The 19,840-nt window shown below is 62.8% G+C and carries 19 protein-coding genes and 2 tRNA genes; 6 read left to right on the forward strand and 15 right to left on the reverse strand.

Features of this window, described 5'->3' with window-relative positions:
* Positions 1 to 3: 3 nt before the first annotated feature.
* From RMO25_RS03760 to dapE, 3 genes are all read right to left on the reverse strand, one after another.
* A complete protein-coding gene (locus tag RMO25_RS03760; protein WP_309661266.1) occupies positions 4 to 813 on the reverse strand; it encodes a hypothetical protein in 810 nt (269 codons plus the stop codon).
* Between the two features lie 77 nt (positions 814 to 890).
* Complete coding sequence (locus RMO25_RS03765; protein WP_309661267.1) at positions 891 to 4,130, reverse strand: TonB-dependent receptor domain-containing protein; 3,240 nt, start codon at positions 4,128 to 4,130, stop codon at positions 891 to 893.
* Between the two features lie 201 nt (positions 4,131 to 4,331).
* Entirely contained in the window at positions 4,332 to 5,456 is a 1,125-nt protein-coding gene (dapE, locus tag RMO25_RS03770; RefSeq protein WP_309661268.1) for a succinyl-diaminopimelate desuccinylase, read from the reverse strand.
* A gap of 27 nt (positions 5,457 to 5,483) precedes the next feature.
* Between dapE and RMO25_RS03775 the strand changes: the two genes are divergently transcribed.
* Entirely contained in the window at positions 5,484 to 5,930 is a 447-nt protein-coding gene (locus RMO25_RS03775; protein WP_309661269.1) for a cupin domain-containing protein, read from the forward strand.
* Here RMO25_RS03775 and RMO25_RS03780 read toward each other — a convergent pair.
* The 7 genes from RMO25_RS03780 to RMO25_RS03810 form a co-directional block, all read right to left on the reverse strand.
* The gene (locus RMO25_RS03780) at positions 5,927 to 6,589 is read right to left on the reverse strand and encodes a glutathione S-transferase family protein (RefSeq protein ID WP_309661270.1); all 663 of its coding nucleotides are present in this window, start codon (positions 6,587 to 6,589) and stop codon (positions 5,927 to 5,929) included. The genes RMO25_RS03775 and RMO25_RS03780 overlap by 4 nt on opposite strands.
* Positions 6,590 to 6,601: 12 nt before the next feature.
* On the reverse strand, positions 6,602 to 7,237 hold the full coding sequence (gene yihA / locus RMO25_RS03785) for a ribosome biogenesis GTP-binding protein YihA/YsxC (protein WP_309661271.1): 636 nt from the start codon (positions 7,235 to 7,237) through the stop codon (positions 6,602 to 6,604).
* Positions 7,237 to 8,988 carry a membrane protein insertase YidC gene (gene yidC, locus RMO25_RS03790; protein WP_309661365.1) on the reverse strand — a complete coding sequence of 584 codons (1,752 nt, stop codon included), beginning with the start codon at positions 8,986 to 8,988 and terminating at the stop codon, positions 7,237 to 7,239. Before yidC ends, yihA begins: the two co-directional genes overlap by 1 nt.
* A 13-nt stretch (positions 8,989 to 9,001) precedes the next feature.
* Positions 9,002 to 9,214, reverse strand: a complete 213-nt coding sequence (gene yidD / locus RMO25_RS03795) for a membrane protein insertion efficiency factor YidD (RefSeq protein ID WP_309661272.1) — start codon at positions 9,212 to 9,214, stop codon at positions 9,002 to 9,004.
* Positions 9,211 to 9,477 carry a ribonuclease P protein component gene (rnpA, locus tag RMO25_RS03800; protein WP_405051833.1) on the reverse strand — a complete coding sequence of 89 codons (267 nt, stop codon included), beginning with the start codon at positions 9,475 to 9,477 and terminating at the stop codon, positions 9,211 to 9,213. The genes yidD and rnpA overlap by 4 nt, the downstream gene beginning before the upstream one ends.
* A 56-nt stretch (positions 9,478 to 9,533) precedes the next feature.
* On the reverse strand, positions 9,534 to 9,668 hold the full coding sequence (rpmH, locus tag RMO25_RS03805; RefSeq protein WP_309661273.1) for a 50S ribosomal protein L34: 135 nt from the start codon (positions 9,666 to 9,668) through the stop codon (positions 9,534 to 9,536).
* Between the two features lie 104 nt (positions 9,669 to 9,772).
* Entirely contained in the window at positions 9,773 to 10,105 is a 333-nt protein-coding gene (locus RMO25_RS03810; RefSeq protein ID WP_309661274.1) for a hypothetical protein, read from the reverse strand.
* Between the two features lie 136 nt (positions 10,106 to 10,241).
* Between RMO25_RS03810 and RMO25_RS03815 the strand changes: the two genes are divergently transcribed.
* Positions 10,242 to 11,750 carry a YifB family Mg chelatase-like AAA ATPase gene (locus RMO25_RS03815; protein WP_309661275.1) on the forward strand — a complete coding sequence of 503 codons (1,509 nt, stop codon included), beginning with the start codon at positions 10,242 to 10,244 and terminating at the stop codon, positions 11,748 to 11,750.
* Positions 11,751 to 11,784: 34 nt separating this feature from the next.
* On the opposite strand, the gene RMO25_RS03820 is transcribed toward RMO25_RS03815, so the two are convergent.
* On the reverse strand, positions 11,785 to 12,126 hold the full coding sequence (locus tag RMO25_RS03820) for a hypothetical protein (protein ID WP_309661276.1): 342 nt from the start codon (positions 12,124 to 12,126) through the stop codon (positions 11,785 to 11,787).
* Positions 12,127 to 12,242: 116 nt separating this feature from the next.
* Here RMO25_RS03820 and RMO25_RS03825 point away from each other — a divergent pair.
* Positions 12,243 to 12,326: transfer RNA gene (locus tag RMO25_RS03825), tRNA-Leu, on the forward strand.
* Here the strand turns inward: RMO25_RS03825 and RMO25_RS03830 are convergent.
* From RMO25_RS03830 to RMO25_RS03840, 3 genes are all read right to left on the reverse strand, one after another.
* Positions 12,327 to 13,022 carry a glutathione S-transferase N-terminal domain-containing protein gene (locus RMO25_RS03830; RefSeq protein ID WP_309661277.1) on the reverse strand — a complete coding sequence of 232 codons (696 nt, stop codon included), beginning with the start codon at positions 13,020 to 13,022 and terminating at the stop codon, positions 12,327 to 12,329.
* A gap of 452 nt (positions 13,023 to 13,474) precedes the next feature.
* Entirely contained in the window at positions 13,475 to 13,948 is a 474-nt protein-coding gene (locus tag RMO25_RS03835; protein ID WP_309661278.1) for a hypothetical protein, read from the reverse strand.
* Positions 13,949 to 14,203: 255 nt separating this feature from the next.
* A complete protein-coding gene (locus tag RMO25_RS03840) occupies positions 14,204 to 14,902 on the reverse strand; it encodes a transposase (RefSeq protein WP_309661279.1) in 699 nt (232 codons plus the stop codon).
* Between the two features lie 433 nt (positions 14,903 to 15,335).
* Between RMO25_RS03840 and RMO25_RS03845 the strand changes: the two genes are divergently transcribed.
* From RMO25_RS03845 to RMO25_RS03855, 3 genes are all read left to right on the forward strand, one after another.
* Positions 15,336 to 16,553 carry an AI-2E family transporter gene (locus RMO25_RS03845; protein ID WP_309661280.1) on the forward strand — a complete coding sequence of 406 codons (1,218 nt, stop codon included), beginning with the start codon at positions 15,336 to 15,338 and terminating at the stop codon, positions 16,551 to 16,553.
* A gap of 42 nt (positions 16,554 to 16,595) precedes the next feature.
* Positions 16,596 to 16,672: transfer RNA gene (locus tag RMO25_RS03850), tRNA-Asp, on the forward strand.
* A 173-nt stretch (positions 16,673 to 16,845) separates the two neighbouring features.
* Positions 16,846 to 18,390, forward strand: coding sequence for an asparagine synthase C-terminal domain-containing protein (locus RMO25_RS03855; RefSeq protein WP_309661281.1), 1,545 nt, complete (start codon positions 16,846 to 16,848; stop codon positions 18,388 to 18,390).
* On the opposite strand, the gene RMO25_RS03860 is transcribed toward RMO25_RS03855, so the two are convergent.
* Positions 18,387 to 19,694: a UDP-glucose/GDP-mannose dehydrogenase family protein gene (locus RMO25_RS03860; RefSeq protein WP_309661282.1), complete on the reverse strand. Its 1,308-nt coding sequence runs from the start codon at positions 19,692 to 19,694 to the stop codon at positions 18,387 to 18,389. The two genes, RMO25_RS03855 and RMO25_RS03860, sit on opposite strands and share 4 nt — an antisense overlap.
* Between the last annotated feature and the right edge of the window lie 146 nt (positions 19,695 to 19,840).

The following is a 19,840-nucleotide window of genomic DNA, read 5'->3' on the forward strand; positions in this document are numbered from 1 at the left end:
GATCTAGGATTGCCGCCGGTTATCAGCATAACCGAGAATTTCCCGGAGTCCGGGAGCGACATATTCGATCAATTGACGATGCTTCTCCGGCAAGGTCGCCGGGATTTCGACGCGGATGCCGCTTAAATTTTCGCGGGCCGTGCCGCTCTGGCGACGGTCCGCGCCGACCAAAACCCGCTCGCGCCAGTTTGCCGGGACGGGGTCAATGCCGCAGGCATCGAACAGCGCGGCGAAATAAGTTTCCGCTTCCGGCGTTTTGATCTGCTGCACGTGCTTGACGAGATCCTCGTATCGGACGCGGAACGCATCCGAGGCGAGCCACGCCACGACGTTAAGCTCGTACATGTCGGGCAGCGACGGGATCAGCGAGCGGACACCGAAGATCATGAGCGTCAGCAGATCATCGACGCTGATGCGGCCGTCCTTGAGATGTTCGAGATCGCCCTGGAATTCATCGGAAAGATGGAATCGCGCCCGCGCCAGGACCCAGTCGCGCGGATCTCGGTAAAGCAGGATCTTGCGGACGTGCGCGAGTTCGATTGCCGGGCCGTCGGTAAAGAATAGATGTCCAAAGCTCATGTAGTTGCGAGTGGGATCAAAGGCAGCGAGATGCTGCGCCATATTGGGCCATTGGATGAATTGATCGCGATATTGCTGCTCGATTGGAACGAACATCCGCATGATGTTCCGCAGCAGGTGACTGCCACTCTTCTGAATGCTGTTGAGAAACAGGGGTTGCCGCAGTGGCGCCGGGGAGAAGCGCGCCGTGTCGGCGTCCAGAGTATCAGGCCTGACTTTGATGACCGGTGGCACCGACGATTACCATTCGCTGCAAAAAAAGAGGGGGCCGCAGAAAATCCTGCGGCCCCCTGCGAAGCCAAGCTGAACGACTAGAATTTTCTCGAAACGTTGATGAACATCCTGCGGCCCAGGAAGTCATACTGCGATGTCGACAGAACGGGACCAATCGTCCCGGGAATGCCCGTGCCGCCAATCAAGCTAACCTTCGGCGGCTTGGTGTTGAAGACATTCCTCATGCCGAGGGTCAGCTCGAACTTCTTGCCAATCTCTTTGGTAATCGACGCGTTGTGATACCAGGTCGCCGGCACTTTGACGTTGACGCAATAATGGCCGCGAAGCGGGATATTGGTCGGATTCCCATCGATGTCGAGGTTGAACGAATCGACGCAGAGCGAACCGCCATTGTTTGCGCGGAACTCTTTCTCGTTGCTCGCTCCGCTGAAGATCTCCGTTCCCCAGAAGAACGTCCACCCGCTCGGCACACGCCAGGTCAATCGGAAGTCGCCAACCCATCGCCTCGTGCCCGTGCGGGTACCATTGTCGAGGTCGATAACTCCGAGCAGATCTTCATTCTGCCCCGCAAACAAGGCGAATGACTGCTTGAGCGTCCAGCTCATGTTCGCGAGGAAGCTCAGTTGGCCCAGCGTTCCCATTTCATGCTGGACAAGGCCCGTGACGTCGATGCCTTTGGTCTGCTGCTCCGCGATGTTGATATATTTGTCGTTGATGGTCAGGATTTGGCCTGGATCCGGTGTTCCAGTGCCCGAACGGCTGAACAAATCGCAATACTGGTTCGGAAACGTGGCCGAATTGTAGCATTGCTTCAAAATCGCGGACGCGCCGAGCTGCGAGACTTCGCCCTTCACCTTGATATCGAAATAATCGACGGCGACGCTGAACCGGGTATCGGGCAGGAAAGCGAAGGTCGGTGTGAGGATGACGCTCGCCGTCTTCGCTACGGACGTTTCCGGATTGAGAACGCCAATGCCGCCCTGCGAAACTACTGTCGCGCTTACGGTGCCGCCGCCGTAGGTAAGGGGATTCGGGACACCCAACGCCGTCAATTCGGCCAAGCAGCGGTCGTGCACTTGCTGGCTTATGTTGTTAGCCGCAAGGTTGGCATCAATCCGCCGGCACGGGTCGACGCGCGATGTCGTAACGAAGGCCGTTTCGTTCGCCTTGAACTGCTCGAACAACGCCGGTGCGCGGAAGGACGTGCCATATGTCCCGCGGAAGCGAAGCCACCTGTTGATGGCCCAATTGCCGCCTACCTTATATGTGAAGTTGCCATTGTCATGGTCGGTGATTCCGGTGTCCCGCTGGACGGACGTCACGTTCGTCACTCGACCGGCAGCGGACAGGCTGAGGTCACGGAAGAAAGGCTTGTCCTTGAAGAGCGGGATCGAGAGCTCTCCAAACGCTTCCTTCGTCACGCTGTGGCCGGCAGTGATACCGCCGGAGCTCACGCCCCATGCATTGCTGTGAAATTGCTGGCACGGATAGAATGGCTCCGCAGCGAAATGCTTCGTGCATGTGGTGCTCGTCAGCGGAATGGTCGGATCGTAATAGGGGTTAGCGGAGTAGGTAATTGACCCCGGCGTGTCGACGATCGAGTCACGCCGCGCTGTAATTCCAAGCGCAACGCCAACCGGGCCCGCGGGCAGGTCAAACAAATTGCCGGTGATCGACCCCTCGCCGCTTAGCTGGTTGTAGATCGTCTTGCCGGTCTCCCAGTCAAACATATAGTCGATCTGTGCTGGCGTCATTTGGCCTGCCAGGAAGAAAGGATCCGTCCAGGGCAGGTCAATGCACTGCTTGCCGGAAAATGGCAGTGTCTGGCCGACGCACGAGGCAGATTGATAATAGGACGAGTCGTAAACGTCCTGAAGGAACTGCTCGCTGCTATAAAGTCCCTTGTTGTGGCTGTACTGGACGTAGGCGTCGTATGACCAGCCCTTGAGCAATCCGCCGAGATTCCCACGAAGACCGCCCACCCCGCGCAAATAGTCGACCTTCTGCTTGGAATCGGAATGGTTGGTAATCGTCAGCGGGCTTAGCACATTATCCCCGCTCCAGCCCTGTCCCCAGGGGTTGTCAGGATAAATATCTTCGCCGTAGCCGTAGGTCCACAATTGCCGCCACGCGTTTTGGTAAGTTTGGCGTCGGTTGCCCAGGAATTCCGCATAGGCCTCGATCCCATCGCTAAATTCGTAGGAGGCGTCGCCGTAGATCGTGTAGCGCTTCGTCGACGGAATGATGGACTGCTGATCGACGAATGGATGGTAGGCGTTCTGCACCGAAGCCGATGCTGTGTCATAGCCCGTTGGGAACCATCCCGGTGGAGCCGAGAATCCCAGTGACGGGTCTATCGGCGGCAGATTTAGATTCTCGCCCGGATACTGATATTGCAGCAGGTTGTACCCCGGGCCAGCGGTGTACCGACCAGTGGTCGTATAGAGCGTGGAACCCGTTTCATAGGTCCACACGTGTCCCCAGCGCAGGTCCTCACAGTGGTATTTTCCGGTTCTCGGGTCGACTAGGTCAGCGCGTGTGCCGTGGCTCTCGTCCGTGAAAACGTTGGCCTCGGGACAGCCAAGATAATTGAGATCGCCGCGCGATAGTTCTTTTTGGCGATAATAATCGGCCGCGATCAGGATGTGACCCCGATCGAACTTCTTCCCCCATGAGCCCGAGATCTGATAGGATTGGCCTGCTCCATAGAGGGGAGCCGACACGCTGCCATCGAGCTCAAATCCATTCCTGTCGGTATCGGTGAGGATGTTGACCACACCGGCGACGGCATCTGAACCGTAAATCGACGATGCGCCGGTCTTTAGAATGTCGACCCGGCTGACGATGGACTGCGGAAGCACGTTGAGGTCGAAGGACGAAACGCCGCCGCGTGTACCTGCTGGGCCGGCGCGCCGGCCATTCAGCAGCACCAGCGTACGATTGGCCCCAAGGCCCCGAAGATCGATCGACTGAGCGCCCGGTCCGCCATTGGTGACCAGGTTCGACGAGATTGCCGCGGTGATCTGGGCCGAGCCCGCCGCGATCGGAGACGATTGCAGAGCGTCGGCGAAATCGAGCTTGCCTTCGCGCTTCGCGATCTTGGGGTCGATCGAGGTGACCGGGTCCGAGCTGGTGAATTCGGGCTGCCTGATGCGTGTACCGGTGACGACGATCGTCGTCTCGTCGGTCTTGGTGTCCGGGGCCGAATTTACGTCCGTCGGTATCTGAGCCGCCGCTGCCTGATCGTTGGTTGCCGGAGCGTCTTGCGCCAGCGCCGGGTTGGCAAAGATCAAAGCGCCGACCGACGCACTGATCATTAGCGCGGATCGCGAAAGTGTATTGGCCCGATTTCGCTCAGACATTCACGTTCCCCCAGAACGAAGCCGAAACCGGCTTTTGTTAACAGGAGCTGACAGTTTCATTGGGCATGATGACTGTCAACTCACCGGGGCATTAGGCGGCATCACTGTTGCCACTCAGACACAGTTTGGGTTGCATTGAGGCGGGCGCTCGACCCTCTAGCCCAGCACAGTCCGCAGGATGTTCTCGTAGATGCGTGATAAGGCGGCGATGTCTTCGATCGTCGCGCTCTCGTCGAGCTTGTGCATGGTCGCGTTGGGCAGGCCGAAATCGACCACTGGGCATAGCTGGATGAGGAAGCGGCCGTCCGACGTGCCGCCGCTGGTCGACAGCTCGGGCGCAAGGCCGGTTTCTTCGCGGATGGCGGCCACCAGCACATCGAACAAGGGTCCTGGCGGAGTCAGGAACGCTTCACCGGAGATCCGCGCCGCGACCGTCGTCCCCGGCGCCTCGCGCGCAGCAATATCCTCGACCATGGCGACGAGGTCGGCGCCGCGCTGGAGGTTGTTGAAGCGGATGTTGAGCTGGGCGGTCGCTGCGCCAGGGATGACGTTGTTCGCCTGGGTCGGCGTCAATATCGCGGTGAACTCAAGGTTGGAAGGCGGAAAGGCATCAGTGCCGTCGTCGAGATGGACCGCCTCGAGCGCGGCGACGACCCGCGCCAGCCCGGGGATCGGGTTGTCGGCGCGGTGGGGGTAGGCGACATGGCCCTGCGTGCCCGGCACCGTCATCGTCATGTTGACCGAACCGCGCCGGCCGATTTTGACTGTGTCACCGAGGCGATCGACCGAGGTTGGCTCGCCGATCAGGATCATCTCGGGGCGGATCGAGCGCTCATTGAGCCAATCGATGATCCGCGGCGTACCGTAGGTGGAGAAGCCTTCCTCGTCGCCGGTAATCAGCAGCGAACAAGTGCCGCGCGCCTGTTCACTGCGCGACAGCGCCGCGACGAAAGCGGCGATCGCACTTTTCATGTCGTTGGCGCCGCGCCCGATCAGCACGCCGTCTTCAATTCGCGCCTCGAACGGGTCACTGCTCCAGCCGTCGCCCGGCGGAACTACGTCGAGGTGCCCAGCAAAGCCGAAATGCGGCGCGCCGGACCCGCGAATCGCGACCATGTTTTCTGTCGGACCATCGGGCGGTTCGCCGAGCACGAAGCGATGGACGTCGAAGCCGAGCGGTGTAATCGCTGCTTCGAGCACATCGAACACGGCGCCGCGTGCTGGCGTGAGGCTTGGGCAGTTGATCAGCGCGCGCGCAAGCGCGATTGGGTCAATTGACATTGTCGTCGCCTAGCAAAGGACAACAGGATGCCCAAGGTCGACCTCACCAGCATCGAGCAGATGAACCGCACCGGCTACCCATCGCCGTTCAACGAGGCAGTCGCCGGACGGCACTACCGCCGGCTCGCGCCCGCGACAGCCCTGACCGACTTCGGAGTCAGCGAAGTGACCCTCGATCCCGGCGCCTGGTCGAGCCAGCGCCACTGGCACGACGGCGAGGACGAGTTCCTGGTGATGATCGAGGGCGAAGCGGTGTTGGTTGAAGATGACGGGCGCACGGTCCTCCATGCCGGCGACCTCGCCGCCTGGCCCAAGGGCGTCACCAACGGTCACCATCTGATCAATGAAAGCGAACGGCCGTGCCGGTTTGTCGTCTTCGGCGGCGGTACCAACACCGGCGGCGGCTATTCGGACATCGACCTGAAGTTCACGCCCGACGGCCGTTACACCCACAAGGACGACACGCCTTATTAGGCGGCCGCCTCATATTGTTCGATCACCCACGGCTCGTCCTGCGCCTGGTCGATCCACTGGTGGACGTTCGGGTGTGACAACACCGCCTTCATGTAGAGCGCGGCGAACGGTGGGACCGGGACCGCATAGGTGATCAAGCGGGTGACCACCGGCGCATACATGATGTCCGCCGCGCAATAGTCGCCGAACAGGAAATTGCCGGTGCCGCCGAAGCGGGCGCGGGCCTGCGCCCACAGTTGCAGGATGCGGTTGATGTCGTCCTTGACGCCGTCGCTGAGGTCGCGCGGGGGAAAGCTCTTGCGCACGTTCATCGGCAGCTCGCGGCGCAGATTGGCGAAGCTCGCATGCATTTCCGCAGCCATCGATCGGGCCATGCCACGGGCGGCACCGTCCGTCGGCCAGAAGCGGTCGCGCCCGACTCGGTCGGCGAGAAATTCAATGATCGCGAGGCTGTCCCAAACGACGCATTCGCCGTCCCACAGGATCGGTACCTTGCCCAGCGAGGGGGCGAATTCGTCGCCTTCGCGACGTTTCTCCCATTCGTCGTCGAACATCGGCACGACCAGTTCTTCGAACTCTTCGCCCGATTGCTTGACCGCGAGCCAGCCACGCATCGACCAGCTTGAGTAGGCGCGGTTGCCGATGATCAGCTTGAGCATGGGTGACAGTCCCTATTCGGTCGCTTCAAGGATTGCGGTACGCAACTCGGCGATACCGCTACCGGTTTCGCTCGACGTGGTGAAGATGTCGGGGTGGGCGGCCGGATGCTTGGCGGCTTCGACCACGGTCTTCGCCAATATGGTCGCAAGCTCGGTCGCTTTGACCTTGTCGGCCTTGGTCATGACCAAATGATAGCTGACCGCGGCGGCGTCGAGCATGTCCATCACTTCATGATCGACCGGTTTCAAGCCATGACGGGAATCGACCAATACCAGCGCGCGCTTGAGCACCTGCCGTCCGCGCAGATAGTCGTTGATCAGGAAGCGCCAGCGCTTGACCATGTCCTTGGGCGCCTCGGCAAAGCCGTAGCCGGGCATATCGACCAGCCGGATTTGCAGCGGCTTGCCGATTTCGAAGAAGTTGAGCTCCTGCGTGCGGCCTGGCGTGTTCGAGGTGCGTGCCAGCGTCTTGCGATTGGCAAGCGCGTTCAGCAGCGAGCTCTTGCCGACGTTGGACCGCCCGGCAAAAGCGATTTCCGGCACCGTCGGGTCGGGCAAGAACTGCAATCCCGGCGCCGACTTCAGGAAGTCGATCGGCCCCGCGAAGAGCTTGCAGGCGCGCTCCGCCAGATCCTCTTTCGCCGCCACTAGCCGGTCGCCGGCACAGGTTCGACCTTGTCGAGCCCGTAGCGTTTGTACAGCCACCACTGCTGCGCGATCGTCAGGATGTTCGACACCACCCAGTAGAGCTGCAGGCCGGCGGCGAACGGCGCCATGATGAACATCATAACCCACGGCATGATCGCAAAGATCTGCTGCTGGGTCGGGTCCATCTGGGCCGGATTCAATTTGAACTGCATCCACATGGTGACGCCGAGCAGGATCGGAAGGACGCCGATCGCCAGGAATCCTGGTGGATGGAAAGGCAGCGTGCCGAACAGGTTGAGCACTGTCGCCGGATCGGGCGCCGACAAATCGTGGATCCACAAGGCGAACGGCTGGTGGCGCATTTCGACCGACACCATCAACACCTTGTAGAGCGCGTAGAACACCGGGATTTGGAGCAGGATCGGCAGGCAGCCGGCGGCGGGATTGATCTTCTCGCTCTGGTAAAGCTTCAAAATCTCCTGCTGCTGGCGCGGCTTGTCTTCCTTGTGGAGTTCCTGGATCGCCTTCATCTTTGGCTGGACCTTGCGCATCGCCGCCATCGACTGGAACTGCTTTTGCGCGATTGGGTACATCAGCCCGCGGACGATCAAGGTCAGGCAGATAATCGCGACGCCGAAATTGCCCGTGGTCCTGAACAGGAATACCAGAAGATTGAAGATCGGGATCATGAACCAGCGGAACCAGCCCCAATCAATGGCCCTGGTAAAGCCCGGAATACCCGCTTTCTCATAAGCTTTGAGCGCGTCGATTTCCTTCGCACCGGCAAACAATTGCGTCTCGGTCGTAACCTCCTTGCCGGGCGGGATTACGATCGGCTGGCGAGCATAATCTGCCTGGTAGGCACCGGTGGGCGCCTTGCGGAAACTCGCCGCGATCGCGGAATTCCCGGACGGTGCCAGCGCGGTCAGCCAATATTTGTCGGTAAAGCCGACCCAGCCGCCGTCGGTCGAGAAACTGTTCGGGCCGGCTTTGGCCGAATTGCCGAAAGTCTTACCGAAAAAGCCGGGCTCCTGGCCGTCCAGATTCTCGAAGCTGACGTCGTACTGGGCGGCACCGTTGAACACCCCAATCGGGCCGACATGGTTGGTCCACGACGACAGGTCCTTTGACTTTGCGGCCCGGCTGACGAGGCCATAGGGGCGCACGACCATGGCGTTGGGGCTGGCATTGGCGACGCGTTGCTTGACCGTGAAGAGGTAATCGTCGTCGACCGCAATGCTCTGTTCAAAGGTTTGGCCGTCGGGGCCGGTCCAGCTTAGCGTGACCGGCCGGCCGGGGGTCAGGGCCGGCGCGTTGCTGGTCCACACAGTATCGGGGCCGGGCGCAGCCAGGCCATCGCCGGTCCAGCCGAAGCTGGCGAAATTCGCGTTCGGCGCGCCGGCTGGCGACAGCAGCCGCACCGGCGGCGAATGCTTGTCGATCGTCTGCCGCTGACGTAGCAGGACGAGATCGTCGATGCGCGCGCCGGTGAGATTGATCGATCCTTGCAGGCTCGGCGTATCGATCCGCACGCGCGGCGTTGAGGCAAGGACCGTGGCCAGGCTCTTAAGCGCCTGCGGCCGTTCCGCGGCAATATCGGCGGGTTGCGCAATCGGCTTGGCCTTGCCGTTTTCAACCTTGACCGTTTGTGGCGCGGCAGTCGGGAGAAAGCGGTCGGACAGCAACGTCCAGCCAAGCAGGACCAGCGCGCTCAGCACGACGGCGAGGATCATGTTCTTATTGTCGGTCAATTCGGAAACCTCGTCATGGAACGGGATCATGCCCTTGGCCGCCCCAGGGATGGCAGCGGAAGATGCGTTTCACTGCCAGCCAGCTGCCCTTGGCCGCCCCATAGCGCGACAAAGCCGTGATCGCATAGGCCGAGCAGCTTGGCTGGAAGCGGCAGCTTGGCGCGAGGACCTTGGACGGGCCCAATTGCCAGCCGCGGGCGACCCAAATCAACAGCCGCGCGATCATCGGCGAAGCTTGTCCAGCGCGATTGTGAACTCTTGCCGCAGAAGCGCAAAATCGCGTTCGACCCCGCCGGCGCGGCCAATCAGCACATGATCGGCGCCGACAAAGCCACCGGTGGGCAGGAATTCGCGGGCAAGGGCGCGCAGGCGTCGCTTCATCCGGTTGCGGACAACGGCGCCGCCGATCTTTTTGGTGACCGTGAAACCGACCCGAACGGTCGGGTCGCCGTCGGCACGGTCACGAACCAGCAGGACAAAGCCGGGCATGGCCGCGCGTTTGCCGGCGTTGGCGGCCAGGAAATCGGCGCGTTTGCGAAGAGTGACTAGGCGCTGAGCTTCTTGCGGCCACGGGCGCGGCGCGCCGCGAGGATCTTGCGGCCGCCGACCGTCGCGCTGCGATGACGGAAGCCGTGACGCCGCGCGCGGACCAGGTTGCTCGGCTGAAAAGTGCGCTTCATCGCTCATGCCCTAGAAATTCAAAGTGAAAGTAAGTTCAATGAAAAAGGGCCGCCAATGAGGCAGCCGCTGTTGAGTGCGCCGATAGTGGAGGGACCGGGCGAAGTCAAATGTCCGTGCCCGACGGTGAGACGTCAATTTGCTCCGCCTCGGTCTTGCGAACCGCTTCGCGGCGGCGGGCGCTTGGCCGCCTCAGGCCCCGGTCCATCCAATGCCCCGCCTTGGGCTGCCACCGCTTGAAGCGCACGTAGCGCCGCTTGGCCCACATGCTGGTCTTGAGCACTAGCGCCAGACCCGGAACGATGAAGAATATCCCGCCCGGACCGGGCAGCGGCGCAACCACGATTCCGGCAATGATGAGGAGCACGCCGAGCCCGAACATCCCCCATTCGACCAGCGGGTGGTCGATAAACCTCAGCCATTGCCGCCGCGTGATCATGGTGGCGGATGTGGTTCGCGCACTGCCGTCATGCAAGGAGCTTGTGGATAGCAGGGCGTAAGGCGTAGCGTGTCCGCGCCGAGTGAGGGGGTTCCCTGAATACCGATTTCCGGTCGGCTGCATCGCGTGGTGCAGGATGACGGCAACTGTCGCCACTGTCGCTTATCTCGGCCTCGAAGCCCGAGCCGTCGAAGTCCAGGTCCAGCTGTCGTCGGGGCTGCCGGCGTTCGTCATCGTTGGGCTGCCGGACAAGGCCGTGGCCGAAAGCCGCGAGCGCGTGCGCGCGGCGCTGGCGGCAATTGGCCTCGCGCTGCCGCCCAAGCGTATCACCGTCAATCTGTCGCCGGCCGACTTGCCCAAGGAAGGGTCGCACTATGATTTGCCGATTGCGCTCTGCCTGCTGGCGGCGATCGGCGCCGCGGACGCTGAAAGCCTGTCGCATTATGTCGCGGTCGGTGAGCTTAGCCTCGACGGCCGGATTGCCGCGTCGCCGGGGGTGCTGCTCGCGGCGCTCCATGCGTCGGCCAACGATAAGGGGCTGATCTGCCCCGCGGTGCAGGGCAGCGAGGCGGTGTGGGCAGGCGACCTGGAAGTCGTCGCCGCCCCTGACTTGCTGGCGTTGTTGGCGCATTTGAAAGGTACGGCGCTGCTCGCTCCACCGGTCGAGGCAGAGGTCGAACCGCTGGGGCACGGTCCCGACCTCGCCCAGGTCAAAGGGCAGGAGGTTGCCAAAAGAGCGCTCGAGATCGCCGCCGCCGGCGGACACAACCTCTTGATGAGCGGGCCGCCGGGGGCCGGCAAATCGCTACTGGCCGCCTGCCTGCCACGGATCCTGCCGCCGCTCGAGCCGTCGGAAGCGCTTGAAGTGTCGATGGTGGCGTCGGTCGCGGGCGAGATGAACGGCGGCAAGATCCGCCGCCGCCGGCCGTTTCGGGCGCCGCACCATTCGGCGTCGATGCCGGCGCTGGTCGGCGGTGGTCTGCGGGTGCGGCCGGGCGAAATCAGCCTCGCGCATCTGGGCGTGCTATTCCTCGACGAATTGCCCGAATTCCAGCGCGCGGTGCTCGATTCACTCCGCCAGCCGCTCGAGACCGGGAGCGTCAGCGTCGCCCGCGCCAACACCCATGTGACCTTCCCGGCGCGGGTCCAGCTGGTCGCCGCGATGAACCCGTGCCGCTGCGGCCATCTTGGCGATCCGGCGCTGGCTTGCAGCCGGGCACCGCGCTGTGCCGCCGATTATCAGGCCAAGGTGTCGGGCCCGTTGCTCGACCGCATCGACCTGCATGTCGACGTCCAGGGCGTTTCGGCGGTCGACCTGACGCTGCCGCCGCCAGCCGAAGGCAGCGCCGAAGTGGCGTCTCGCGTGGCCGAGGCCCGCGCGGTCCAGTCGCGGCGCTACGAGGGCCACGGGGTGCGGACCAATGCCGAGGCCGACGGCGAGCTGCTCGACCGGGTCGCGACCCCCGACGATCCCGGGCGCAAGCTGCTGGCCGACGCGGCGGCGGCGATGCGCTTGTCGGCGCGGGGGTTCCATCGCGTGCTGCGGGTCGCCCGAACGATCGCCGATCTTGCCGGGGCCGAGCAGGTCGGGCGAATCCACATCGCCGAGGCTTTGAGCTACCGCCGGCAGGCGCCGCGCAACTGATTTCTAAACCGCTTCAGAGCCGGCGCTAGCCTGATCAGGCGTTGGCGCAGGCATATTGGAACTCGGCCTCTCCGGCTGAGCCGGTGACCACCGCCCGTCCTTCATTGCGCCAGTTGGGATAAGCGATGCCATCCATCACATAGAGCTTCAGCGTGTAAAGTGTTCGGCTGTTGCAGTCCGCCGCCCGGTCGGCCTTGTCGGGGCCATCCGAGACGAAATAGACCAACCCGTCGGCGCCGCGATGGACACTGTCCTTGTCGACAGCCATCCAAATCTCTGACTGGTCGTCATCGAAAACCGTCACCCAATTCTCGGCCGAGACGGAAGTGGCGCAAAAGCCAACCGCCAGGCCCATGAATATTTTCGCCAATGTCATTGAGCCCCCGCCCAGGTTGAGACCAATCGCCGATCGATGGGCTTGCGCCCGCTTGATGACAAGCCATTGCCCGCGGCGGCCGCCATCGCTAGCAAAGCGCGGCCAGTGCCTGTTGGGCCCCCGTGGCGGAATGGTAGACGCGCTCGACTCAAAATCGAGTTCTGCAAGGAGTGTCCGTTCGAATCGGACCGGGGGCACCATCATTCGGGGATCTTGAGCCCCCGCTGCACCGCCGGACGGGCGAGGGCCCTCTCCAGCCACGCCGCGACATGGCCATAATCGTCGAACCCGACCAGATCGCGCGCGCCGTAATACGTGATCAGATTGTGGACCAGGCCGATGAGGGCGATGTCGGCGATCGAATAGTCGTCCATCACCCACTCGCGGCCGTCGAGCCGCCCGTCGAGCACAATGAGCAAGCGCTGGCTCTCCTCGACATAATGCTGCAGCGGGCGCGGGTCGTCGATGGCTTGGCCGGCGAAGCGATGGAAATAGCCGACCTGGCCGAACATCGGCCCGACGCCGCCCATCTGCCAGAACAGCCACTGGATGGTTTCCCACCGGCGAGCGGGGTCGCCGGACAGCAATTGGCCGGTCTTGCCGGCGAGGTAGAGCAGGATCGCACCGCTTTCGAACAGCGCTAGCGGTTGCCCGCCGGGGCCAGCGGGGTCGATGATCGCCGGGATCTTGCCGTAGGGATTGAGCGCCAGATATTCCGCGCTCCGGGTGCCATCGTCGCCGAACGGGATGCGGTGCGCCTCGTAGGGCAGGCCGGTCTCCTCGAGCAGGATCGAGACTTTGACCCCGTTCGGGCTCGGCTGCGAATAGAGTTGCAGCCGGTCGGGGTGCGCGGCCGGCCAGCGGCGGGTGACGGGATAATCGGACAGGTCGGTCATCGCTTGCTCCGGCGGCGGCGCCCGCTGGGGAGCGCAAATGCCCCTTAAGGTCACGATTGTCATGCACGAGAGCGCCATTTTTGTGACTTTAGACGCGCTCGGGGCAAGCCTAGATTCTTCGGAAGGTTGCCAAAGTCACTCCGCATGGCGCGCGGGAGCGAGCTAAGGTTGGCGCCACAGCTGGCGCCAAGGCTGGCGAGGGCGTGGCGATCGGGCGCGAACAGCGGTGACGGGAAGGCCAGCATCGCTCGGCTGTGCCACGAGGGATGCGGTGTAGGACAGCGATTTTTGAATGCGGCGAGTTTGGTGAATTTAGTAAATTGTCATTTGAATTCCTGTCCAACGCCCGCGATGCGCAAGCGCTATCAATTGGGGGTTATCGCACCTGTCACCGTAATGATGTCACCGTAATGACCTGTCACCGTAATGACCGTAATGCTGTCACCGTAATTTCACCGTAATTTAATTCCTGTCACCGTCATTCCAAGCGGCACGGATCGAATGGCGAAAAGGTGGTCCAAGACGATGGTCCCCTTGTTTGCACCGGCCTTCAAAAGCGACTTTCTGCCGCGAAATTCGATCTGGTAGGCCATTGGTTTCGTGGCGTCGTTCAAATGAGCCTTAAAGCTCAACTGCTTCTGAACGATTAGTTGATACTGACCTGAGCTAAGGCCGGACTCTGCTGGAACCACCGTGTAATTATCGCGAAACGTAGATACCTCGAAACCTACGAACCATGTCCCCGCGAATTTTTCACTCACACCAAGGGGCTCGCACTCTGTCACAAGCAAGTAATCATCGGTCGATCGTTGATGACTCATGCATGCTAAGACCGATTTCGCTTTCGCCGTCTCGTCCGAAGCTTTGGTGCTGCAACCTATCAAGGCGCATGCTGCAAGGGGCGCCAGCGCTAGCAGTCGTCTCATTTTTCAATGGCCATATGACGAAATGACCCCCCATCTTGATCCGATGATTCCAATAGACTGGCAATGCGCGTCAAATCCAAGATCGCCAAAACTTGGACCGGATGCCGCATACCAAGTGCCCGGGTGTACATGGTAGTCGCCCCAAAAAATGCCTGCCTCAATTACGGTGACAGGTGAATTACGGTGACAGGAATTACGGTGCAGGAATTACGGTGAATTACGGTGACAGGTGCAATAGAATTACGGTGACAGGAATTACGGTGACAGGTGCAATAACCCCTCAACTCCATTTCCCATCTTCGGTGCCGGTCCTCGCCTGCCCGGCGCGAGCTTGAGTCCGGTCCGCGCCTCCATCGCCCTGATCCAGTCCGCCGACCCTGCCGGGCGGCCGACGCCTTCGGCCTTGCGCAGGCCGGCATAGGCCTCGGCCTCGACGAACGGTTGGTCAAGGAACGCAGCGAAATCGCCCACGCGCTCCAGCGCCGGCGCGACCCGAACCACATGGTCGTCCTCGCCCGCGATGTGCGCCCGCGCACTCGACCATCGCCAGTCGGCCGCCCGGGCGCAGAGCTTCGCGCGCACCGGATTGAGCGAGACATAGCGCAGCGAATTGACAAAATGTGGCTCATCCATCGCCACCGAGCCGAACCGCCCCTGCCACAAATGGCCGGTCGTGCGCATCCGGGCGTTGATGAAGCCGGTATAATGGCGATGGACGAAGCGGAAGGTCCGCCTGAGCCCGTCTTCGTCCGCAGGCACGACCACGATGTGGACGTGATTGGGCATCAGGCAATAGCACCATACTTCGGTCCGCGCGCGGCCCGCGGCATCGGCCAGCAAATCCAAATAGAGCGCGTAATCGCCGTCCTCGAAGAAGGTCGGTTGGCGCCGGTTGCCGCGCTGCGTCACATGATGCGGTATGCCGGGGATCACCACGCGGGCAAAGCGAGCCATTCACATGGACTCCTGGGGCGATCCGGCGTTGGCGAGCCTGACCGCAATGTCCGCGATGGGCAAGCGCGATCAATTGGGGGTTATTGCACCTGTCACCGTAACCACTGTCACCGTAACCACGGGGTTATTGCACCTGTCACCGTAACCACACACCGTAACCACACCGCTGTCACCGTAACCACACCGTAACCACCAATTGGGGGTTATTGCACCTGTCACCGTAACCACACCGTAACCACCAACTCGTCAGCTAGACGCGCTCCGATTACGCTGACAGTAACCGAAACTCTCCCTGCTGGACTCGTGGCACCGGTCTAGGCCCGCGCTTTCGCGCCGCCTAGGTGCAGTTGGAGAAACCCCACCGACCCAGCAACCCCAATCGTTTCGCCCGCGACCGCTAGCGGAGGCGCGCCGGCGCCGATATGGTGGCGTCATGGACGCTCGGCCAGCCAAGCCCAAGGGGCCCCAGCCCGCGCCGCCCGCTGGCGAGGCGGCGCCGCAGCCGCTTGTGGGCGACACCACCAAGCGCGACCGGTTGCTGGCGTCGTTGACCTTGACCGCGGCGGTCGGGCTGATCGTCGCCATTCCGTTCGCGCTTCGAGAAGGGGCCGAATTTTTCCTGCCGGTGACGGCGGCGCTGGTCATTGCCATCGCTTTGGTGCCGTTGCTCGAATGGTTCGAACGGCGCGGCGTGCCGTCGCGGCTGGCCGCCGGGCTGTGCGTGCTCATTTTCCTGATGATCGCGATTTTCGCCATCGCGTCGATCGTCATGCCGGCGATCGACTGGGTAGCATTGGTCCCGGAACGCCTGCCCAAGGTCAAGTCCGCGCTGGAACCGGTGCTCGACCTCTACAAGGCGCTCGACAAATTCGTCGGCAAGATACTGTCGCAGGTGGTGATTACGCCGCAAACCACGCGCACGGTGCGGATCGAGACGCCCAATTCGATTTCCGGCCTGTTGACCTCGTCGGCGCCGCACCTGCTGATCCAATTGTTCTTTTCGCTGCTGGTGATCTTCTTTTTCCTCGCCGGGTGGACGGCGATGCGCAAGCAGACGATCGTCAGTCGCGGCAGCTTCGAAGGCGCGCTGACCACCGCCCGGGTGATCCAGCAAGTGGTCGATGCGACCTCGACCTATCTCGGCACGATCACGGTCATCAACGTCACGTTGGGCGGGCTGACGGCGCTGATCCTGTGGCAGCTGGGGATGGATTCGCCGTTGATGTGGGGCGGCATCGTCGCGGTGCTCAATTATATCCCCTATCTGGGGCCGATCGCGTCGGGCATGCTGCTGTTCTTCGGCGGGCTGATGGTCTTTCCCGACGCCTGGGCGGCGCTGCTGCCGCCGGCGATTTTCATTTCGCTCCATCTGGTCGAGGCCAATTTCATCACCCCGATGATCGTCGGCAAAAGGCTGACCATCAGCCCGCTGGCGATCCTCATCTCGTTGAGTTTCTGGTCGTGGGTGTGGGGGACCACCGGGGCGCTATTGGCGGTGCCGCTGCTGATCATCGTCAAGACGATCTTTTCGGCCGCGGGGACGCCCGACATCGCCGGATTCCTGTTCGAGGACGGCACCTTGACCCATGTCGGCGAGCATGAGGATGATGACGATGGCCTGGCTGCTGTTCGGGCCGACCGCGCTGGTTGACAGTGTTGGGGGGGTAACTTAGGTGCCCGCCTCGCCGATCACGCGGGTGTAGCTCAGTTGGTTAGAGCGCCGGCCTGTCACGCCGGAGGTCGCGGGTTCGAGTCCCGTCACTCGCGCCATTTCCTGGTCGAACAGCGCCGCGCTCGTTAGGCGACGTCACCGAACTTTCGGCCGTGAGGTCGGGATTGTCCTGACCTGTCCGGGGGTTGGCCGCTGGACGGTGGCGCGGCCCGTTCCTATACGCGGCCCCGGTCCCAATTTCTGGGCAGGTTCGCAAGCATAGGCGGTCCATTTGTTTCCCTATTACGGTTGGGCGGGGAAGGATTTCGTCTTCGCGTCGGAATTAAAGGCGATCCGTGCTCATCCGCGCTTTCAGGGGGAGATCGACCGCCGCGCTTTGCACCTGTTCGCGGCCCGCACTTACATCCCGGCGCCGCTGTCGATCTACAAAGGGCTGTTCAAGCTTGAGCCGGGGTGCGTGCTAACGATTACGCCGGAAGCGGCCGGGACGCCGCTGGATGCTCCGCCCCGGGAAGGTGATACCGCTCGTGGCCTTAGCATCCGCCGCTACTGGTCGTACCGCGACGTGGTCCGCGAAGGCTTGGCCAATACCATCGACGACGAAGCCGACGCCCTGGTCGAGCTCGAGAAGGCGCTAGCCAAGGCAATCTCCGACCAGTCGATCGCCGACGTGCCGGTCGGGGCCTTTCTGTCGGGCGGGATCGACAGTTCGACCATCGTCGCGCTCTACCAGAAATATTCGAACGTGCCGGTCCGCACCTTCACCATCGGCTTCGAGGAAGCAGGTTTCAACGAAGCCGAGGACGCCAAGGCCGTGGCGAAGCATTTGGGCACGGTGCACAGCGAGCGCACTGTTACCGTTGCCGAGACCCGCGACGTCATTCCGCTGCTGCCGGCGATGTATGACGAGCCATTCGCCGATAGCTCGCAGGTCCCGACGTTCCTGGTCAGCCGCTTCGCCCGCGAGACTGTGACCGTGGCGCTGACCGGGGACGGTGGTGACGAATTGTTCGCCGGCTACAACCGCCACTTGGCCGCGCCGCGGGCCTGGCGGCAGCTGCGCAAGCTGCCCAAGCCGTTGCGCTCGGCGATCGGGTCGCCGTTGAGCCGGCTGCCGACGCAATTCTGGCACGGCGCCGCGAGCCTGCTGCCGGGATCGCGCCAGCCTCATTTCGGCGGCAAGATCCAGAAAGGGCTGCGGATCGCCGGCTCGGTCAGCACTTTCGACGAGCTCTATGCAAGCTTTCTCGACGAATGGAGCTTTGAAGAGTCTCCGGTTCGCGGCGGTGACGGCGATGACGCAGCGTGGGACTTGGATATCGCGGACCAGGCGCCGGACACGCTGCGCATGATGTATTGCGACGCGGTTTCCTATTTGCCCGACGACATATTGTGCAAAGTCGACCGCGCGTCGATGGCGGTGAGCCTCGAGACCCGCGTGCCGTTTCTCGATCATCGCGTCGCCGAGCTTGCCGCCCGCATCCCGCTCAGCATGAAAGTGGGCGGCGGAACCGGCAAGCACATCCTTCGCAAGCTGCTCCGACAGGAGGTGCCGCGTGAGCTGATCGAGCGCCCCAAGGCCGGGTTCGGAATCCCGGTCGGCGAGTGGATGAAGGGGCCGTTGCGACCGTGGGTTGAGGATTTGCTCGATCCTGCGCGGATGGCCGGGGAGGGGTGGTTCGATGCCGGCATTATCCAGCGCCGCTGGCACGATCACCTGACCGGCCGGCGCGATTCGACCCCCGCTTTATGGGCGCTGTTGATGTTTCAGGCCTGGCTGCGGGCACAAAACGAGATGTTGCGCGAGGCGGCTTAAGCGGCGCCCCTGCCAATCCCGTGATAGATTAGGCCAGCGCGCTCGGCGTCCGCCCGATCGTAGACATTGCGTAGATCGACCAGCACCTTGCCGCGCATCGCGGCGGCGAGCTCGGCGAGGTCGAGCGCGCGAAATTCGTCCCATTCGGTGACGATCACCACCGCGTCGGCGCCCTTGGCGGCGGCCTGGGCGTCGGGCGCGAACTCGACCAGTGGCATCAGCAGGCGGGCCTGCTCGGCCGCCACCGGATCATAGGCCGCGACCTGCGCCCCGTCCGCGATCAGCCCCTCGATCAGGGGAAGGGACGGGGCTTCGCGCATATCGTCGGTATTGGGCTTGAACGCCAGGCCGAACACGGCGACGCGCTTGCCCGCGAGGCTGCCGCCCAAGGCCGCGGTGACCCGCGCCGCCATCGATGCCTTGCGCCGGTCATTGACCTCGACGACGGTGCTGACGATGCGCTGGTCGACGCCGGCTTCCTCGGCGGTCCGCAGCAACGCCAGTGTGTCCTTGGGAAAGCAGCTGCCGCCATAGCCTGGCCCGGCGTGCAGGAATTTGGGGCCGATGCGATTGTCGAGGCCGATTCCGCGGGCGACATCCTGGACATCCGCGCCGACCGCTTCGCACAAGTCGGCGATCTCGTTGATGAAGCTGATCTTGACCGCGAGGAAGCCGTTGGCGGCATATTTGATCAGCTCGGCGGTGCGCCGGCCGGTGAACAGGATCGGCGCCTGGTTAAGGAACAATGGCCGATAGACTTCGCGCAAGACTTCGCGGGAGTGCTCGTCCTCGGCGCCGACCACGATCCGGTCGGGAAGCTTGAAGTCGCGAATGGCTGCGCCCTCGCGCAGGAATTCGGGATTGGACGCGACGGATACGGTTTCGACACCCTCTTCGGCGAGAATCTCGACAATCCGGTCGCCGGTGCCGACCGGCACGGTCGATTTGGTGACGATCACCGTGTTCGGTCCGATGACCTTGGCCAGCTCGCGCACCGCGGCGTGGACGAAGGTCAAATCGGCGTGACCGTCGCCGCGCCGCGCCGGGGTGCCGACGGCGATGAACACCGCTTCGGCGCCCTCGACCCCGGCGGCGAGGTCGGTGGTAAAGCGCAGCCGGCCGTGCCCGGCGTTGGCCTTGACCAGCGCTTCGAGCCCCGGTTCCCAAATCGGCATCTTGCCGGCGTTGAGGGCCGCGATTTTGCCTTCGTCCTTGTCGACGCAGGTCACCTGGTGCCCGAAATCGGCGAAGCAGGCGCCGGACACCAGTCCGACATAGCCGGTGCCTATCATCGCGATCCGCATGCAATACTCCTGCTGTCAGAGGCGCGCCTCTTAGCCAGCGGACCAAGGCAATGCCAGCGAGTGCTGCGGGGATCAGTCAGGGTTCGCCTTGAACGCCGACGTTCAGTCGAAGGTAGCCGCCACCTTTGTGGCCGGACGCCGGCGGT

Origin of the sequence: Sphingomonas sp. (assembly GCF_031361285.1) — a bacterium.
Classification (GTDB): Bacteria; Pseudomonadota; Alphaproteobacteria; order Sphingomonadales; family Sphingomonadaceae; genus Sphingomicrobium.

What these genes read in the sequence shown, in the direction of transcription:
- RMO25_RS03765 (WP_309661267.1), bottom strand. Translation starts at nt 4,130, where the DNA reads ATGATCAGTGCGTCGGTCGGCGCTTTGATCTTTGCCAACCCGGCGCTG.
- dapE (WP_309661268.1), bottom strand. Translation starts at nt 5,456, where the DNA reads ATGTCAATTGACCCAATCGCGCTTGCGCGCGCGCTGATCAACTGCCCA.
- RMO25_RS03775 (WP_309661269.1), top strand. Translation starts at nt 5,484, where the DNA reads ATGCCCAAGGTCGACCTCACCAGCATCGAGCAGATGAACCGCACCGGC.
- RMO25_RS03780 (WP_309661270.1), bottom strand. Translation starts at nt 6,589, where the DNA reads ATGCTCAAGCTGATCATCGGCAACCGCGCCTACTCAAGCTGGTCGATG.
- yidD (WP_309661272.1), bottom strand. Translation starts at nt 9,214, where the DNA reads ATGATCGCGCGGCTGTTGATTTGGGTCGCCCGCGGCTGGCAATTGGGC.
- rnpA (WP_405051833.1), bottom strand. Translation starts at nt 9,477, where the DNA reads ATGCCCGGCTTTGTCCTGCTGGTTCGTGACCGTGCCGACGGCGACCCG.
- rpmH (WP_309661273.1), bottom strand. Translation starts at nt 9,668, where the DNA reads ATGAAGCGCACTTTTCAGCCGAGCAACCTGGTCCGCGCGCGGCGTCAC.
- RMO25_RS03810 (WP_309661274.1), bottom strand. Translation starts at nt 10,105, where the DNA reads ATGATCACGCGGCGGCAATGGCTGAGGTTTATCGACCACCCGCTGGTC.
- RMO25_RS03815 (WP_309661275.1), top strand. Translation starts at nt 10,242, where the DNA reads ATGACGGCAACTGTCGCCACTGTCGCTTATCTCGGCCTCGAAGCCCGA.
- RMO25_RS03820 (WP_309661276.1), bottom strand. Translation starts at nt 12,126, where the DNA reads ATGACATTGGCGAAAATATTCATGGGCCTGGCGGTTGGCTTTTGCGCC.
- RMO25_RS03830 (WP_309661277.1), bottom strand. Translation starts at nt 13,022, where the DNA reads ATGACCGACCTGTCCGATTATCCCGTCACCCGCCGCTGGCCGGCCGCG.
- RMO25_RS03835 (WP_309661278.1), bottom strand. Translation starts at nt 13,948, where the DNA reads ATGAGACGACTGCTAGCGCTGGCGCCCCTTGCAGCATGCGCCTTGATA.
- RMO25_RS03840 (WP_309661279.1), bottom strand. Translation starts at nt 14,902, where the DNA reads ATGGCTCGCTTTGCCCGCGTGGTGATCCCCGGCATACCGCATCATGTG.
- RMO25_RS03845 (WP_309661280.1), top strand. Translation starts at nt 15,336, where the DNA reads ATGGACGCTCGGCCAGCCAAGCCCAAGGGGCCCCAGCCCGCGCCGCCC.
- RMO25_RS03860 (WP_309661282.1), bottom strand. Translation starts at nt 19,694, where the DNA reads ATGCGGATCGCGATGATAGGCACCGGCTATGTCGGACTGGTGTCCGGC.